Here is a 17,427-nt window from a genome sequence, read left to right on the forward strand (position 1 = left end):
ATTTGTTTTCCTGGGTGTAGCGCAGACTGGTAGCGCACTTGCATGGGGTGCAAGGGGGCGGAGGTTCAAATCCTCTCACCCAGATTTTCCTTCATAAGCCTTTATTGAGGATTTCTAAGACCTAGCTTTAGTTAAGAACGTGTGTGTCGAGGTTTCTCAAGAATTCAACAAGAGCTTCAAACTCCAATGTATTTTTTAACCCTCCAGCTACGAGACTCTCTAAGAGCTTTAGACAATTGTTTGCAGATAGATTTAACAATTCCAAGGCTTCTGATTCGCCAAAAAGTAGGGCATAATTTAGACTAATGTTTTTACGATCTTGTTGAAGATCTAAAAAGTCGTCTTTTGTTTGAAAGAGCAAACCGAAATTGTGAGCGAATTCTGTAATTACAGGAGCATAGTTAGGATCCCCTCCACCAAATAACCAGCCAGACATACAAGCAATTTCAAAAAGCGTACTGGTTTTTTTTATCATGATAGATTGTACATGTTCTTTACCCTGGTTTAAAAAAAACATATCATCGTATTGACCTCCTAACACCCCACTGAATCCTATATTTTTATCAATAACATCACTCACGACATTATAGGCAAAATCTACGGCTTGAGGATCATAGCCTTTTTCTTTGAGTTTTTTTGCATTTAATCGAAGGTGGGAGTAAGCAACGGGAATCAAAGCATAAGATGCGAGTAATGCGGAGACTTCATTAAAAGCTTTGTGAACGCTGGCGCGCCCTCGTCGTTCATCATCATTATCCATGCAGGGTAAGTCATCAGCAATGAGTGTGGATGTGTGAACAAATTCTATGGCTAATGCGGAGTCCATAACATTATGATTAAGGCCTAAACTTTGCGCAATCATGCAGACTAAAAGAGGACGTATGCGCTTGCCTCCGCCTTTTAAAGCATACTCTATAGGAGCTCGAAGGGGATGTTTTGGACTACCGAATTCTTCTAAAGCATCTTCTATAGCTGTTTCTATGGGAGGGCAATAGGTATTAAAAATTTCTATTATATTCATATAATCTATTTCCTAAGTGACTTTCCCAGGATAGACTAAAATTCCAGGAGGAATGTGGTGTCCAGGATTGATCACTACATTACATCCCACGGAAACATTTTTTCCTAAAAAGGCACCAACTTTACGACGACCTGTATGTAATTTTTCTGAATTGGAATATACACAAATTTCTTCTCCGTCTAAACGGAAATTTGCACAACGTACTCCAGCTCCAAGGTTAACACCATAACTTAAGACTGAATCACCTAAATAAGCAAAATGAGCAGCTTTAACTCGATGTCCTAAATAAGAGTTTTTCACTTCTGTACAGTGACCTAAAACACATTGGTTTCCTGTGATTACACCACCTCGTATATAAGCTCCGTGGCGTACTTCTGTCTGAGGACCTAGGATACAGGGTCCTATAATATAAGCACCAGATTCTACATAAGCACCTTCAGCTATTTCGATTTTATCTATATTTTTTAAAAAAACTCCAGATTCTACAGTACCGTGGATTCCTGAAAAAGCATGATGAGTCAGCATCTCCTCCATAAGAGAAAGGATATCCCAGGTATAATATGCTTGAGATATAAGTTCTGGATAGGAAAAATCTTCAGGAGAAAATAGAGAAGAAGCAAAAGGAGACATTAAGTACCTTAATAATTTGCCTCAGCATTTTCATTCTTCGAAGATTTACTTACAACAAGTAAAGAAAAGTTATTGTGGGGGGGGCGTATCCTCATTTAAAAAAAGATAACCTACACCACGAATTGTAGAAATTTTAAAACCGTAAGGCCCGAGTTTTTTTCTTAAAGAAGCAATATGAACATCGACATTTCGAAGAATAATTTCTTTTGTGTTTCCTTTAATTTCTTCTAAAAGGTTTTTGCGTAAGCAGAGATGACCACGGTTCATAAGTAGTTTTTTTAGAATACCGGCTTCTGAGGGTGTTAAAAAAATTTTTCCTTCAGGACTTTCTATAGTGAGATTCAATACACGAAATACACGATCTCCAAAATTCAAGATTTCAGGAAAGGTATGTTCTAGAGATTCATGCTGACGAAAAAGAGCTCGAATTACGGCATCCAAAATATTTGCAGTAATAGGACGAAGTAAGTAACCACTAGCGCCGCGATTTAGTATGTCAACAATTGCCTGTTCTTCAAAAGAATCAAACAAAACAATGATTTCAAGATCTTTAGGTAGGCTCTGGATACCTGTTGCTTCTGAAAGTAATAGGTATTCACCAAAGGCAAGACCGGCTTCTGAAGGCTCTATCAACACACTAGAAACTTTAATTTTATAACCCGAAGTTTCTGCTAAGTTTTTTAATTGTAATGATAAATCGTGATCTTCAGTAATAAATAATACTGTTTTATTCATGAGCACAAATAAATGAAATAGATTGTATGAATGAATACGTAATACAAAGGGAGTTATTTTTCAAAGATCCTTTACAATTTTTAAATTTTCTTTTTTGAAAAATAATTTTGCATAAACGCAACGGTGTATATATAATTTAATTTTAACAAGTTAAAAAATCGTTCGCGTTAGTAATTCTTTGAAATCCTCCCAGGACTCCGATGTTACGCTATGTACTATTTTGTGTTTTTTTGTTCACGTGCTTTGCTACTGGAAGCGGGCTGTACTATTTATTTTCCTCTTTTACTTCTCTAACAAAAAAACTAAAAACTGAAACTTTTCATACTTTGTGGGAAGAAGGTCTGAAGGAAATACCTGAAGGGACGTTGCATTGCCCCTCTGCTGAGCAGCAACGAGCTCATCTTCTTTGCTTTCAGGGATTTTTATTGCAAAAACAGCAAAATTTTTCTCAGGCAGATAAAATCTTCACCAAAGCATATGACGAAGCCGAAAAGACGCCATTTGTATTCAAAGAAGAATTACTTGGAGGAAGTATCTTTAATTACTTTTTTCTTGATAAACTTAATTGCATGGAAACATTTCTTAGTCGGCTAGAAGAACACTGTCCGAATTCTCCTTACCTCTGTTTATTTAAGGCCTTACTCTCCTACAAACAACAGGAGTTTGAAAAAACTATAGAATTCTTATCTTGTTGGCAAAGAGAGAAGAGTCGAGCTCAAGCTCCTTGGCTGAATCTAAATATTCAACAGTTATTAGGAGATTTTTTTTTCGATCAAGTTATGGCACATTCGTTAGTAGAAACAGACATGTTTCCGGAAGGACGCATAATTTTAAATCGCATTATTGATAAATTATTAAAACGAGACTGCGAATGGAATACAAAAATTTATGATCGTACCGCATTACTTTTAAGCCAGAGTTATTTTTTAGAACTTATGCAATCGCAATCAATACATATTTATGCAGATTACCATAAGATGGTGTTGTTCTATTTGAAAAAAGTACATCTTATAGAACAAAATCTTTACAAGCAACTTTTCCCAGAGGAAAAGTTTATATCAATGCTTATGACTCATGCTTTAACCTTGCCTATAGAAGAATTATCCCCAATCATTCAACTTTTAGAGATATGGCAGCGTCATTACCTCCATCCCACGTGCTCTTTAGTTATTCAACCTTTGGTAGAAAATTTTTCTAAACGACAGGATAAAGCTGCTCAGTTTTGTGAGGCTTTAGTATCTTGTTCGGGGTTAGAAGAATTACAGCAAAAACTCGTTGTTACTTTTGAAACATTGCTGTCTGATAAGGTACAGCAGGTAGAAACTTTAGAAGCAAAGCAATGTGTTTCTCTCCTTCGTATTTTAGATCCACAAATTTCAATTAGTGAGAAACTCACGCTGTCTCAAGAAACTTTGCAAAAGATTGTTTTATATGATGATGATGAGCAGCTTATGAAACTACAAAATTACTTAGCTTTATGGGAGGCAATCCAGTCGTATGATATAGATCGTCAACAATTGGTGTATCGTTTAGTTCATAGTGCGAAGCAGCTGTGGAAGCAGGGAGGGGTAGATCAAAAAGCTTTGAAATTATTGCAGCTTGTGCTTGATTTCACTAGTTATGATATAGAATGTGAAAACATTGTCTTCCTCTTTGTAAAACAGGTGTACAAGCAAGCGTTAGCTTGCCACGCGATTTCTCGTCTTTTACATTTGGAAAATTTTATAACTGCAACAGGAATTCCTTCAGTCTTGATTTCTGAAGCTGAAATTGCTAACTTTTTGGAAGATGCAGACTATCTTTTTAATCATGGAGATTATAACAAATGTTATTTCTATACTCTTTGGTTAACAAAGATAGCTCCTTCATCACATACCTACCGATTATTAGGACTTTGCCTTGTGGAGAATAAATGTTACGAGGAAGCTTGGCGATACTTTCAGCTGTTGTCTCCTAATAACAGTGTTTATGATTCAAAGATTCAGAAGGCTTTAGCTCTTTGTCAAAAACACTTACCTAAAGATCTTCAGGTTAACAAAAGATAATGAAAACTCCATGTTTCAAATCGATAAAGCGTTACCACAATCTTTAATTCTTTTGCTGAATCAGCAAATGGTTTCTCCTTTAGATATTACTTTTGCGCTCAAATATAGTTCACCTTCTTCAGAAAAAGTATTTACCTTTCTTGCTATTTCTTCTGCTTTTTGGCGCCATGGTTATCACTTTCTTATCATAAACAAAGGCCGTATCACTCCTTCTATTTTTGGAATCTCAGAAACTGACTTGTACCAAGGATTTAGGGATCTTCCTGAGGATATTTGCTCAGAATTATTTGTTATCGATGGTCAACATGTGTACCTACGTTCTTTGTACATTACTAAACAAAAATTATTTCAAAAACTTACTCAGCTTTCTTCTGCAACTCCTTTACATATTCCTCTTGCAGTAGATCCTAAAGTTGGTCTCTCTAAAGAACAAAGTCATATTTTTCAAGAAGTAATGTGCGCGTGTTTTTCTATAATTTGTGGAGGGCCCGGTACCGGAAAAACTTTTTTAGCTGTGCAGCTCATTTTAGCTTTAATTAAGAGTCAGCCCAAGCTACGCATTGCTATAGTTTCTCCTACAGGAAAAGCTACATCACATATTCGTCAGATCTTGACTAACTATCGAATTCCTGAAAATACTGTGATTATTCAGACGGTTCATCATTTTCTTCAAGAGTATGCTTACCATCATTATAGTCTAATAGATGTCCTTTTAGTAGATGAGGGATCTATGATTACTTTAAGTTTGCTTCATAGTTTAGTACAAACTCTCCAAGGTCACTATAAAAATGGTTGTTTATCCACGGCAAGTTTAATTATTCTGGGGGATACTAACCAGTTACCTCCTATCGGGATTGGTATAGGCAATCCTTTTCAAGATCTTATTTTAAATTTCTCAGAAAGAACGTTTCATTTACAAATTTCCCATCGAGCAAAGACCTCAGAAATTCAAAATTTAACTCGGGCTGTATTAAAACGAGAACTGATTCCTTTTTCACCTCTTCCAAATAAGACTGTCATGATTACAAGACTAACAGCAGCTTTCATAAAAGCTCTTTCTTCTTCGGAAACGCGTTTATGTGTGCTTACCCCCATGCGTTATGGTCCTTGGGGAGTCCTTCATTTAAATGCCCAAATATACCAAGCACTGAGGAAAAATTCTCCGGAGCTTCCGATTCCTGTGATGATCACTAGTCGCTATGAAACTTGGGGATTGTTTAATGGAGATACAGGAATGCTATGTCCAAGGACTCAGCAGTTATATTTTCCTCAATGCAAACCCATAAATACGAATGTTTTTTCTGATTATGTTTATAATTACGTTATGTCTGTTCATAAGAGTCAGGGAAGCGAGTATGACGAAGTCATTGTAATTCTTCCCAAGGGTAGCGAGATTTTTGGCTTGTCCATATTGTATACAGCAATTACGCGTGCAAAGTACAAAGTATCAATTTGGACAGATTTTGATACTTTGCATAAGACAATAAACAAATCAACGAGATATACTTATGAAATAGGTGAAATCCACTTAAGAGATAATATCTTGAATAAAGTTGAAGATAGAGACCATTAAAGTGACGATACCCAAAATTAGAAGAGCATGTATTCCTAAAACTGCTGGGACTATACTAAAAATTAACCAGAGACTAGTAGAAATAATTTCTAGAAAATCACAGAACATGGCTAAGAAGGCACTTCTTAGATTTTTTGCACGTTGAATGAAAGGTTGAGAAGAGGAAGTTTCTTCCGGATCAATAGTTTGGTTAAGTAATGAGTGCACTTCGATACAATGCTCTATGAAAGAGCATCCTGAAGCAAATGTATGGAGGGCTAAGCTAACTCGCCCACCTACGAGCATAGCATGGGAACCTAAAGTAATTATACGAGCTTGATGAAGGGCAGTGACACTTCCTACAGTCTTTGCTGCTAAACGAGAGATTTTACTAGCGATATAAATCCCAGAACGTCGTTGGCGTTTTTGAACTCCAGTCGTAGGATCCGTTTTATAAATAAACGATCCATCGGAATTGGTTTCAAAAATAAGAGCACCATTAAGCAACTGAGTCCATAATGCCAAGCAAGTTACAGAATCATTTACAGCGTCCGCTGTACATAGGAAAGATTCAGTATTTTGCAATCGTATATCTACTGAAGATCCTGGAGTTGGAGACATCACGGCACGAGAAATTCCAAGTGAGTGAATAAAAATCTCAAGCAGATCATTAGTCATCGTAAGAGTCTCTTCTAATTGCTTAGAGTGTCTTCTAAACAGATTCATCGTTGAAGTACTGTTTGTTGGACCCCAGTGCCTTACACAGAGAGCTAGTCTGGAGGGAAGAAAAGAAGCCGCAGCCATAGTGATATTACCTGTTTATGAGATTTATGTTGGCTTTTAAACTTGCTCTTGACTTGATGCGAGAAGCTTTATTCTCTTTAAAAATGCCTCGTTTCACTGCTTTATCAACGACGCTATAAACTGATTGCAAATCATTAAAAATAGCTTGAGATTCTCCAATTTTTAATGCAATTTCAAACTTTTTAATTGTAGTTTTAACTTTAGACTTTAAACTATGATTTATAAGATAACGCTTTTGCGCAGTTTTAATACGTTTTTCAGCAGAAGGTCGTTTTTGTAAACCACCTTTTTTGTTGATTTTTTTTGGTGCCATGATTTCTCCGGACAGCATTTCTTAATAAAAAATACTTTTATGTCAAAAATTTTTGACATATGAATGAAAGCAAAGAGCCTCCCAGCTTAATTGCGAAATACATACTAAAACAACAAGGAATTTATGAAAAAGAAAAATGAAAGGATTATGGTTTTTCTCGAGAAATAAAAAAAGTTTTATGCTAATATAATAATTACAATAAGAGTCTTTTGAAAGTAATTTTTTCCTATTCAGTCTAGAGCACTCAGTTATGAATGTTTAGTTTCGTGGTCCAAAAGGATTTGATTTTTTATGTTACTGGTGAAAAGATGGCTGTGCTTTTGTTTTAAGTATCGTATTTATTTTTTCCCTTTAGCGACTCTTCTTCTTCCTCTCCTTTGTTGTTTTTTCCTTCCCCCTGTACAAAAAAACTATGGGAGCTTCATTTTTACTACAATTTCTTCTTTAGGCTGGTTTTTTGCAATCAGGCGTCGAGAAAATCAGCTGAAAACAGCTGCTGTACAATTGCTTCAAGCAAAAATCCGTAAGCTTATGGAAAATGATGAAGGTTTGCGTCAAATTCGCACGTCTCTTGAAGAACGTCAACAGGAGACTAGGCAATTGCAAATGGAAAACCAGAAACTTAAAAGTCAGGTGTTTCATGCTCAGGGAATTTTTATGAAGGCTAAAGGAGAAAACCAACAACTAGAGACTTTGGCTGGAAGATTAAAAGAAGAAAACCAATGCTTACAACTACAATTAGATTCTTTGTTGCAAGATTGTAAGGAAAAATCAGAGGAAAGTCAACATTTGGGTTCTGAATTGGCAGAAACGTTAGCTTACCAACAAGCTTTAAATGATGAATATCAAGCGACGTTTGAAGAACAGCGCAGCATGTTGGATAGACGTCAAGCTTACATTGGCAAATTAGAAAGTAAAGTTCAAGAATTGATGTATGAGATTCGAAACTTGTTGCAATTAGAGTCTGACGTCGCAGAAAATTTACCCTCACAGGCAATGTTTTCTCTAGCTAAAGATTTACCTACCCAACTTTCGAATGAGTTGAAAAAAATTGCTTTTAAAGCTGAAAATATAGAAGCAGCTTCTTCTTTAACCGCATCGCGTTATCTGCGTACGGATTCTAATATTCACAATTATTCTTTGGAATGCCGGCAATTATTTGATAGTTTGCGTGAGGAAAACTTGGGGATGCTTTTTATTTATGCTCCGCAATCCCAACGTGCTGTTTTCGCCAATTCTTTATTTAAAACTTGGACGGGCTGTGGAGTAGAAGATTTTTTTAAAATGGATAGCGATATTGTAGTCTCAGGGTTAAAGCAATGGATTTCTGACCTGCATTCGCATCTTTTAGAAGGACGGTTTGGTAAAGTGGTAGTAAAAACAAAGTTGCATGGACCACTTTCTTTTTATTATTGTTTGACTGCTTTAAATAAAGGACCCCTGCATCATCATGTTTTAGGAGTTCTTTATCCCATGCGTAAAAATGTCCTTTGTGAATAAAACAAGAATTTATCCTAGGGATACGGTAAGAAATCCCTAGATTTCCTATCTTTACTTTGGCTACACTGTTTTCCAAGGCTAGAAAGTTCCTTATTTTGTTACAAGTAAGCAAACTACTCATGAATACACAAAATAGTCCGGTTACGGAAGTCTCCCCTGAAGAAGAATCTCAGAAAAAATTAGAAGAACTCGTAGCTCTTGCTAAAGAACAAGGATTTATTACGTATGAGGAGATTAATGAGATTCTTCCTATGTCTTTTGACACTCCTGAGCAAATAGATCAGGTGTTAATTTTCTTAACAGGAATGGATGTACAAGTCCTTAACCAAATTGACGTTGAAAGGCAGAAAGAAAAGAAAAAAGAAGCCAAAGAACTTGAAGGTCTAGCCAAACGTACTGAGGGCACCCCGGATGACCCTGTACGTATGTATTTAAAAGAAATGGGCACAGTTCCTCTTCTTACAAGAGAAGAAGAAGTAGAGATTTCGAAGAGAATAGAAAAGGCTCAAGTGCAAATTGAACGGATCATTTTACGTTTTCGCTACTCTGCAAAAGAAGCCATTTCCATTGCGCATTACCTAATCAATGGAAAAGAACGATTTGATAAGATTATTTCTGAAAAAGAAGTCGAAGATAAGGCTCACTTTCTAAAATTGCTCCCTAAACTAATTACCTTGCTTAAAGAAGAAGATGCTTTTTTGGAAACACTATTGTTGGCTTTAAAGCATCCCGATTTATCAAAGCAAGAGGCAGCAAAACTAAATGATGATTTAGAAAAATGCCGTATTCGTACACAAGCGTATTTGCGCTGTTTTCACTGTCGGCATAACGTGACAGAAGATTTCGGTGAGGTTGTTTTTAAAGCTTACGATTCTTTTTTACAGCTAGAACAGCAAATCAATGATTTAAAAATTCGTGCGGAAAGAAATAAATTTGCTGCGGCAAAATTGGCATCTGCTAAACGTAAATTATATAAACGAGAAGTAGCTGCTGGAAGAACTCTAGAAGAGTTTAAGAAAGATGTTCGTATGTTACAACGTTGGATGGATAAAAGTCAGGAAGCAAAAAAAGAAATGGTCGAATCTAACCTACGGCTGGTTATTTCTATCGCGAAAAAATATACGAATCGAGGACTTTCTTTCTTAGATCTCATTCAGGAAGGGAATATGGGCTTGATGAAAGCTGTCGAAAAGTTTGAATATCGTCGTGGATATAAATTTTCAACATATGCCACTTGGTGGATTCGACAAGCCGTGACACGTGCTATTGCCGATCAAGCGCGGACTATCCGTATTCCTGTGCATATGATAGAAACTATCAATAAAGTTCTTCGTGGTGCGAAGAAACTTATGATGGAAACAGGGAAGGAGCCTACCCCTGAAGAATTGGCAGAAGAATTAGGACTGACTCCGGATCGTGTTAGAGAAATCTATAAAATTGCTCAACACCCAATTTCTTTACAGGCTGAAGTAGGTGAGGGGGGGGAAAGCTCTTTTGGAGATTTCTTAGAGGATACGGCTGTGGAATCACCTGCCGAGGCCACAGGCTATTCCATGCTTAAAGATAAAATGAAAGAAGTATTAAAAACACTTACAGATCGTGAGCGATTTGTTTTAATCCATCGTTTTGGTCTTCTTGATGGTAAACCTAAAACTTTAGAAGAAGTAGGTTCAGCTTTTAATGTGACTCGTGAACGTATCCGTCAAATTGAGGCAAAAGCGTTGAGAAAGATGCGACATCCTATTCGTTCTAAACAGCTACGGGCATTCTTGGATTTGTTAGAAGAAGAGAAGACTAGTTCTAGCAAAGTAAAGAGCTTAAAAACTAAATAATCTTTAAAGAAAACAGTTTTTTCTATAAGATTTCCTTTTAATTAGGCGAATATTACTAATTTTAGGTGGCTTTTATTGAACAATATCAGTTAATTATATCAGATTTTCGTGTGTGGTTATACTTAGGATGTTCTCCTGAGGAACGGCATTTTAAACAGCCTGTTCTAGTTTCTGTAACCCTATCATTTTATAAAGAACCTGTTGCCTGTGTATCCGATAATCTTGCTGATGCATGTTGTTATATTAAGTTAACATCTCTTATTGAAGAAATTGCAAGTGCTAAACCCTATGCCTTAGTAGAGCATTTAGCGAAGTCCTTATTAGACGGTTTAGACGTATCTTTTGGGGATAGAGCATCGGAAATAAGTTTAGAAGTAGCAAAAGAACGTCCCCCGGTTCCTAATCTTTTAAAACCTATACGATTTAAGATGAGCAAAGAGGTGCGATGTCCAAGTCTTCCTTTGTCTGTTTAGGTTTAGGATCCAACCTAGGGTATCGTTTTAAGAATTTGCAACAAGCGCATGCCTTATTGAAAGAAAAAGGAATCACAGAACTTCGAAGTTCTGTGATTTTAGAAACAAAAGCTTTATTATTACCTGAATCTCCTAAAGAATGGGATCTTCCTTTTTTTAATTCGGTTCTTGTAGGCCGCACAATACTTTCTCCTCAAGAGTTACTTGTTATTATTAAGCAGGTAGAAAAGGCTGTAGGTAGAGAAGAAAGTACTCTTCCGTGGTCTCCAAGAGTCTTGGACGTAGATATTCTGCTCTATGGAGAAGAAGATTTTCATTATCAAAATGGTCAAGAATATATTCCCCATCGGAGTTTACTGGATCGACCTTTTTTAATTTCTTTGATTGCTTCGTTATGCCCCTATAGAAAGTTTTGTTGTCCACATTCTCCTTATGACACAATGACATTTGCAGAACTTGCTTATCATTTTCCTTGTCCTTCGGGTTCTATTCTTAGGAGTTTGTTACCTTCTTCGTTATTGATGGGGATTGTGAACATTACTGATAATTCCATGTCGGATGGAGGACAGTTTTTGGATCCTGAAAATGCAGTTACTTATGCAGAACAGTTATTCGTACAAGGTGCTGCGATTATAGATTTTGGAGCACAAGCAACAAATCCTGGGTTACAATGCTTATTGTCTATGGAGCAGGAATGGGCACGCTTAGAGCCAGTGTTGAAACTGCTTTCCGAACGTTGGTCGGGGAATATGCAATATCCTGAAATTTCTTTAGACACATTTTATCCAGAGATTATTGCTCGAGCTATGAATATTTATCCTATTCACTGGATAAATGATGTTTCTGGAAATCCTCAGAAGATGGCACAGCTTGCTAAAGATTTTGGACTCTCATTAGTCATGACCCATTCATGTTCTATACCTGCAGACTCTCGGAAGATACTTTCTTTTTCGAATCCAAGCTCACAACAGATATTGGAATGGGCAGAGCATCAGCTGGAAGCTTGTGTTGGTTTAGGGCTTGAAGTGGATCAGATTATTTTTGATCCGGGTATAGGTTATGGCAAAAGTGCTATGCAATCCTTGACGATACTTAATGAGGTGAAAAAATTTCAAGATTTAGGTTGTGCTTTACTTGTTGGTCATTCTAGGAAATCTTTCTTATTAATGCTTAGCAGTTACGATCCTAAAGATCGGGATTGGGAAACTGTGGGGATTTCTATACTTTTACAAAAACAAGGCGTAGATTACTTGCGAGTACACAATATAGAAGCTCATCACAGAGTTTTGACGGCGGCAACTTGTAATGGAGTACCTGTATAAATACTTTAGTTTCAGGGATTGTAGCTTGCGATCCTCAAGGAGTTATAGGGAATAAGGGTAAATTGCCGTGGCATTATCCGGAAGATTTGCAATTTTTTGCTCAGACAATAAGCACTTATCCTATAGCTATGGGAAGAAAGACTTGGGAGACATTTCCTAAAAACTATTGTAAAGAGAGACTCGTAATTGTATTTTCCCGTTCGCAAGATAAACTTAGTCAGGAGATTCTTCAGGTTTCTTCCATGGAAGAATTTACTCGACTTGATCTTGCTTCGCCTATTTTTCTCATTGGAGGATCAGAGATTTACTCTCTTTTTTTATACCATAACGCAGTCCAAAGCTTTTTTGTTTCACATATCAAAAAGATGTATAACGGTGATGCATTTTTTCCACTCTCTTTATTGCAAAATTGGAAAAAGCAGATTTTGTTAGATAGTCCTGATAAGATAATATGTTATTATGAAAATCACTTCAGTTAAAACACCAACTATTCATATTGGCGATAATTTGTATGCTATTTTAAAGGCATCTTTACCTAATACCCTTGCCGAAGGGTCGATTCTTGTTGTAACATCAAAGATAGTAGCTTTGTGTGAGGAAGCTGTCGTTCCTATAGAGAGCATTTCTAAGGACGAATTAGTCAAACAAGAGTCAGATGCTTATATATTGGTAGAAAAACATGGCATTTACCTGACTAAGAAATGGGGAATTCTTATCCCTTCTGCAGGAATTGATGAGTCTAATGTTGAGGGGTACTATGTGTTGTATCCCAGGGATCTTTTAACCTCTGTGAATACTTTGGGATGTTGGCTAAAGGATTTTTATAATTTGAAATGTTGTGGAGTAATTATTTCAGATAGTCATACAAAACCATTACGACAAGGAACCCAAGGTATTGGATTGTGCTGGTATGGATTTTATCCTTCATATAGTTATATAGGTAAGTTAGATTGTTTTGGTCGTCCTATGCAGGTTACGCGTAGTAATCTTTTAGATGGTTTAGCAGCAGCCGCAGTTGTTTGCATGGGAGAGGGGGATGAGCATACTCCTTTAGCAATTATTGAAAGCGTCCCTAGAGTAACTTTTCATTCCTTGCCTACATCATGGGAAGACATACGTGCTCTAGCAATAGCTGAGGATGAAGATCTGTACAGTCCCTTACTGCTTTCTATTGCATGGCAAACACATGCGAACATACTTTAGTCAGGGATTATGAAATTTTCTTAGTCCTTTTTTTAAAGAATCCATTACCTGGTCGTCTGATTGTTGCACTATAAAAGAACCTTTTCACAATTCTAAGATTATAAGAAGGTTTGTGCATTAGAACAAATTGTAGGTGTTAAGATACTAAGATACGATACCCTGGGGAATGGAAGTTTCTTGAGGTGTAGTAACAACGGGAACTTTATTGGATAAGATGATCTCATAAATACGTTTTTCAATTTCATCAAACAACTTTTTATTGCGTTTTAACTCTTCACGAACAAATTCTCTTCCCTGCCCTAATCTTTTATCTTCATAGTTAAACCAAGAGCCTTTTTTCTCGATGATATTATTCTCAACAGCGAGATCTAAGATGCATCCTGCTGAAGAGATCCCTTCATTGAAAAGGATATCGAACTCTGCGATTTTAAAAGGAGGAGCAAGTTTATTTTTAGCTACTTTGACTTTAATGCGATTACCCACATCACCATTATCGCTGCCTTTTATAGAGCCTATACGACGAATATCTAAACGTATTGACGAGTAGAATTTTAAAGCACGACCTCCTGTTGTGGTTTCAGGGTTTCCAAAGCTTACACCAATTTTTTCACGAATTTGGTTTATGAAGACAGCACAGGTTTGACTTCGGGAAAGAGTCGCGGTAAGTTTTCGCAAGGCCTGAGACATCATACGTGCTTGCAAACCGACATGAACATCACCAATGTCTCCTTCAAGTTCACTTTTAGGAACTAGAGCTGCTACGGAATCAATAACGATAACATCGACAGCTCCAGAGCGGGCAAGTAGTTCTGCGATACTTAAAGCGTCTTCTCCACAGTCGGGTTGGGAGATCATAAGATCATTAATATTTACACCGATAAGAGAAGCGTAACTAGGATCTAATGCATGTTCAGCATCTATGTAGGCAGCTACACCTCCCATTTTTTGAGCATTAGCAACAATGTGAGTTGCCAATGTTGTTTTTCCTGAAGATTCTGGACCAAAAATTTCAATAATACGTCCTTTAGGAACACCATGGATTCCTAGGGCTAAATCCAAAGACAGTGCTCCTGTTTTTATAGTGGAAATTTCATGGGCAGCTGAATGCTTGCCCAAACTCATAATTGACCCAGCACCAAACTGCTTTTCAATATAAGCAATGGCAGCTTCTAGAGCTTTTTTACGGTCAGATAAATTCATATAAATGCTCCTTTTTTCTATATTTCCCAGAAATATGCTCTTCGCTCTGGAACTTCGAGAAAAGATAAGAAAGGATTCTTATCGTAATAGGTTAAGAGGTTTTGGGATGCGTGTGTTCATGATACATGTCTATCAGCTGCTGCTCCTTATGGAATACCCTAATTTTTGGTACGAGTCAAGATAGAAAACAACGTACAATGTAGTATTGTATATTCATGCATTGCCTTTGTAAAGATCACGGAATAGGAAGCCTACAGTGATTCGCGTAGTTTGCTCTAAATACTAGGGTTCATCATACACAGGCGAAACGTTATTGACAATCTGCTCCTTAATGATAGAGGAATCTCTGAAAAAAACTACAAGAACTCTCCCATTGAGGGGTAATTATTTTAACATAGGTATACCTGGGAAAGTGGAATGTCATGAGATTCTCTAGGGAGAACGTTGATGTTTTGCTCTACGTATCCCACACCTATGGACAGTAGGTGAGGATGATCATCTAGCCAACGATCATAAAACCCTTTTCCATAACCAAGACGATACTTTTGCTGGTCAAAGGCAAGACCAGGAACTAAGACATGGGTGATTTTATTGCTGGGAATTTCTTTGAGATGCGGAACCATTGTTTGTCGAGAAGAAAGAGTAGCAAGTATTTCAAGAGAGGGAACATGGACGGGAAAGAAGTATTTTCCACATACTTGGGGAAGTGCTAAAGTAAACTTTTGGGCAAGCACATGATTAGCAGCGTTCATATCTATTTCAGAATTACACGACGCAAAGGATAAGACAATACTTTTGCTAGGAAAACTTTGTACAAATGTGGTCATGGCTACTGCTGCTGTACGCACTCGTTGCGTAGAGAGATTCCTTCGTAGTGAGGTAAAGGTTTTTCGTAGTTCTGTTTTTTCTGTTTTGAGATTAGTCATAAGAAAACAAATTAATTGGTTAAAGGTTTACCATCTTGATAGGGGATTTTCTTCGTAATTATTCCTAAGGGAGAGAAAAATACCGCAGTACCACAACCTTTTTCTACTTTGGTATAAGCATGCCGATCTCCTAGGCGGAAGTACTCACCCTTAATAAGAAGTTCATTGTCATATTCCTCTGTTGCCATAACGTGTCCTTCAGGATAGTACGTGGTAAACAAGCCAGATTTTTTATTATTTACTAATTCTCTACAACTTTCTAAAGCTCCATTAGGATACCAGCTTTTCACTGTTCCTTGTAAAAGACCTTCGTGCCAATGAAGTAAGAGTTTAGGTTTTCCTGTATCGGAATAGAAGAAGTATTCTTCACCTTCTTTGACCCCATGGCTTAGGGTATAGGTTTGGAGGATGTTTTTCCCAAAGTTGTCAAATATCGTGATTTTGCCATTAGGCTCTCCTTGATAAAAAGATCGTGTTTCTACAATGGCATATTTACCATAAATTGCTTGGATTCCCTCGCCATTGGATATAATGAAAACTATTTCTTGTGTATGGGGGTCTCGGTATTCAGCAGAAATTAAGTATCCGAGATTATAGTTTTCGTGGGCTAATACAATGCCGGATTTTTCTTCATAACGAATTGTGGGTCCGTGTTTTTTCCCATCTTGATAAGTTTGTATTTTTAATAATGTCCCCGTAGATGTGTAAGTGAAGAACTCTCCGTGGGCATGACCTTTATGGTATGAGCACTCTTTCCAAATTTGCCCATTAGAATGGTAATACAAAGAAAGGCCTTCTAATAACCCTTTCTCATAAATAATGATGGCTTCTAAACATCCAGCATCGTTATATGCAAAAGTTGTTTGATCAAAAAGCCAGCTAGATTCTGCAGAAGGGTGGAGGTCTGCAATACCACCAAGAACTTCTGCTTGAATTTTAATTTTACCATTGGCATGCCATTCGCGATATCTCCCACAGGCTCGATTATTCACACACTCAAGATATTGTTTGAGCTGACCATTGTTATGGTACGTTGTTAGACAAGAGACACTTTCTCCCCGTTTGTTCTTGTACATTCGCATTACTTTTTGATAAGGTTGCGGAGAGAGAAAGTCCATTTTGGCGTATTTTTTTAACTTCTCTTTAGAACAAATAGTTTCTGATAAACCATTCCGGTCTATAATATTAATTCCTGTAAGTGTTAATTTTTTATAGGTGCCTACCTCCCCATAAAGAGGAACGATATGAATTAAAGAACAGCATAGGAATAGATAAAATATTTTTTTTATATCCATCGACTTATAGCCTCAGCATTTATTAACCACACTTCATTATTTAAAGGTGTCGTTTGTTTGGTCATCTCCCAGTGAGTAAAAAAGATGAGAGGGGCTTCGGGATTTTCTGGATTGAATAAGGAAAACAAGGATTGGATATCGTCGTTATCCATTTCAAGAGCGTGTTCTAGGTGTATCAGAGTAATGTCACTGTAAGTTTTTTCTTTTATCCAACGGAGCTGATTTTTAGCATTTTCTAAGGCGTGTTTTCTAGCCCAGATTTCTTTGCTTTGAGCTAAAACAGAATGAGGCTGAAGAGTATCTAACCGAGCATGCTCTTGTTTTAATAGGGAAAGATTTTGGCATTGCTTATTCAGGGTTTCTACAGTGACATTCTCCCGATTGTTTATTAATTGCATGTTATGTTTTGTAATATAATTCTCATGATCTTTCTTGATTTTTAACGTAAAAATTTGAGAGTTTAACTCTGCCCAATGTTGAGCTGTCGTTACATGCTTAATCACAATACCTAGGATGGGGAGGCAACTACTAAGAATTAGGCTACTAAGAATTAGAGTAGAGGTCCATTTTTTCATA

General features: G+C 36.9%; 17 protein-coding genes and 1 tRNA gene. 9 read left to right on the top strand and 9 right to left on the bottom strand.

Going from position 1 to position 17,427, the window contains the following annotated elements; translation table 11 throughout:
* Positions 1-10 precede the first annotated feature (10 nt).
* A tRNA-Pro gene (locus Cs308_RS01780) sits at positions 11-84 on the top strand.
* Positions 85-127: 43 nt separating this feature from the next.
* Here the strand turns inward: Cs308_RS01780 and Cs308_RS01785 are convergent.
* The 3 genes from Cs308_RS01785 to Cs308_RS01795 form a co-directional block, all read right to left on the bottom strand.
* Entirely contained in the window at positions 128-1,021 is an 894-nt protein-coding gene (locus Cs308_RS01785; RefSeq protein ID WP_066481888.1) for a polyprenyl synthetase family protein, read from the bottom strand.
* Between the two features lie 12 nt (positions 1,022-1,033).
* Complete coding sequence (locus Cs308_RS01790) at positions 1,034-1,651, bottom strand: LbetaH domain-containing protein (protein ID WP_066481890.1); 618 nt, start codon at positions 1,649-1,651, stop codon at positions 1,034-1,036.
* A gap of 69 nt (positions 1,652-1,720) precedes the next feature.
* Positions 1,721-2,392 carry a response regulator transcription factor gene (locus Cs308_RS01795; protein WP_066481893.1) on the bottom strand — a complete coding sequence of 224 codons (672 nt, stop codon included), beginning with the start codon at positions 2,390-2,392 and terminating at the stop codon, positions 1,721-1,723.
* Between the two features lie 194 nt (positions 2,393-2,586).
* On the opposite strand from Cs308_RS01795, the gene Cs308_RS01800 reads away from it, so the two are divergent.
* Entirely contained in the window at positions 2,587-4,431 is a 1,845-nt protein-coding gene (locus Cs308_RS01800) for a DUF1347 family protein (protein WP_066481895.1), read from the top strand.
* A 10-nt stretch (positions 4,432-4,441) separates the two neighbouring features.
* The gene (gene recD, locus Cs308_RS01805; protein WP_066481897.1) at positions 4,442-6,004 is read left to right on the top strand and encodes an exodeoxyribonuclease V subunit alpha; all 1,563 of its coding nucleotides are present in this window, start codon (positions 4,442-4,444) and stop codon (positions 6,002-6,004) included.
* Here recD and Cs308_RS01810 read toward each other — a convergent pair.
* Both Cs308_RS01810 and rpsT read right to left on the bottom strand, forming a co-directional pair.
* Positions 5,960-6,787 carry a hypothetical protein gene (locus tag Cs308_RS01810; RefSeq protein ID WP_066481899.1) on the bottom strand — a complete coding sequence of 276 codons (828 nt, stop codon included), beginning with the start codon at positions 6,785-6,787 and terminating at the stop codon, positions 5,960-5,962. The genes recD and Cs308_RS01810 overlap by 45 nt on opposite strands.
* A 7-nt stretch (positions 6,788-6,794) precedes the next feature.
* Entirely contained in the window at positions 6,795-7,100 is a 306-nt protein-coding gene (rpsT, locus tag Cs308_RS01815; RefSeq protein WP_066481901.1) for a 30S ribosomal protein S20, read from the bottom strand.
* A 291-nt stretch (positions 7,101-7,391) separates the two neighbouring features.
* Between rpsT and Cs308_RS01820 the strand changes: the two genes are divergently transcribed.
* The 6 genes from Cs308_RS01820 to Cs308_RS01845 all read left to right on the top strand — a co-directional run bounded on the left by Cs308_RS01820 (position 7,392) and on the right by Cs308_RS01845 (position 13,430).
* A complete protein-coding gene (locus Cs308_RS01820) occupies positions 7,392-8,600 on the top strand; it encodes a hypothetical protein (protein ID WP_066481903.1) in 1,209 nt (402 codons plus the stop codon).
* 119 nt (positions 8,601-8,719) lie between these two features.
* Positions 8,720-10,432: an RNA polymerase sigma factor gene (locus Cs308_RS01825; RefSeq protein WP_066481905.1), complete on the top strand. Its 1,713-nt coding sequence runs from the start codon at positions 8,720-8,722 to the stop codon at positions 10,430-10,432.
* Between the two features lie 65 nt (positions 10,433-10,497).
* Positions 10,498-10,905 (top strand): dihydroneopterin aldolase, encoded by a 408-nt coding sequence (gene folB, locus Cs308_RS01830; protein ID WP_082904996.1) that lies wholly within the window; start codon positions 10,498-10,500, stop codon positions 10,903-10,905.
* On the top strand, positions 10,878-12,227 hold the full coding sequence (gene folP / locus Cs308_RS01835) for a dihydropteroate synthase (protein WP_066481907.1): 1,350 nt from the start codon (positions 10,878-10,880) through the stop codon (positions 12,225-12,227). The genes folB and folP overlap by 28 nt, the downstream gene beginning before the upstream one ends.
* Positions 12,224-12,706 (top strand): dihydrofolate reductase, encoded by a 483-nt coding sequence (locus tag Cs308_RS01840; protein ID WP_066481910.1) that lies wholly within the window; start codon positions 12,224-12,226, stop codon positions 12,704-12,706. The genes folP and Cs308_RS01840 overlap by 4 nt, the downstream gene beginning before the upstream one ends.
* Entirely contained in the window at positions 12,687-13,430 is a 744-nt protein-coding gene (locus Cs308_RS01845) for a putative folate metabolism gamma-glutamate ligase (RefSeq protein WP_066481912.1), read from the top strand. Before Cs308_RS01840 ends, Cs308_RS01845 begins: the two co-directional genes overlap by 20 nt.
* A gap of 144 nt (positions 13,431-13,574) precedes the next feature.
* Here the strand turns inward: Cs308_RS01845 and recA are convergent, their stop codons facing one another.
* The 4 genes from recA to Cs308_RS01865 all read right to left on the bottom strand — a co-directional run bounded on the left by recA (position 13,575) and on the right by Cs308_RS01865 (position 17,426).
* Positions 13,575-14,630, bottom strand: coding sequence for a recombinase RecA (gene recA / locus Cs308_RS01850; RefSeq protein WP_066481913.1), 1,056 nt, complete (start codon positions 14,628-14,630; stop codon positions 13,575-13,577).
* Between the two features lie 389 nt (positions 14,631-15,019).
* Positions 15,020-15,556: a 5-formyltetrahydrofolate cyclo-ligase gene (locus tag Cs308_RS01855; RefSeq protein WP_066481916.1), complete on the bottom strand. Its 537-nt coding sequence runs from the start codon at positions 15,554-15,556 to the stop codon at positions 15,020-15,022.
* 11 nt (positions 15,557-15,567) lie between these two features.
* A complete protein-coding gene (locus Cs308_RS01860) occupies positions 15,568-16,851 on the bottom strand; it encodes a toxin-antitoxin system YwqK family antitoxin (RefSeq protein ID WP_066481918.1) in 1,284 nt (427 codons plus the stop codon).
* The gene (locus Cs308_RS01865; protein WP_066481920.1) at positions 16,842-17,426 is read right to left on the bottom strand and encodes a hypothetical protein; all 585 of its coding nucleotides are present in this window, start codon (positions 17,424-17,426) and stop codon (positions 16,842-16,844) included. Before Cs308_RS01865 ends, Cs308_RS01860 begins: the two co-directional genes overlap by 10 nt.
* Position 17,427 lies beyond the last annotated feature (1 nt).

The sequence above is a fragment of the Candidatus Chlamydia sanziniae genome (assembly GCF_001653975.1).
Classification (GTDB): Bacteria; Chlamydiota; Chlamydiia; order Chlamydiales; family Chlamydiaceae; genus Chlamydia; species Chlamydia sanziniae.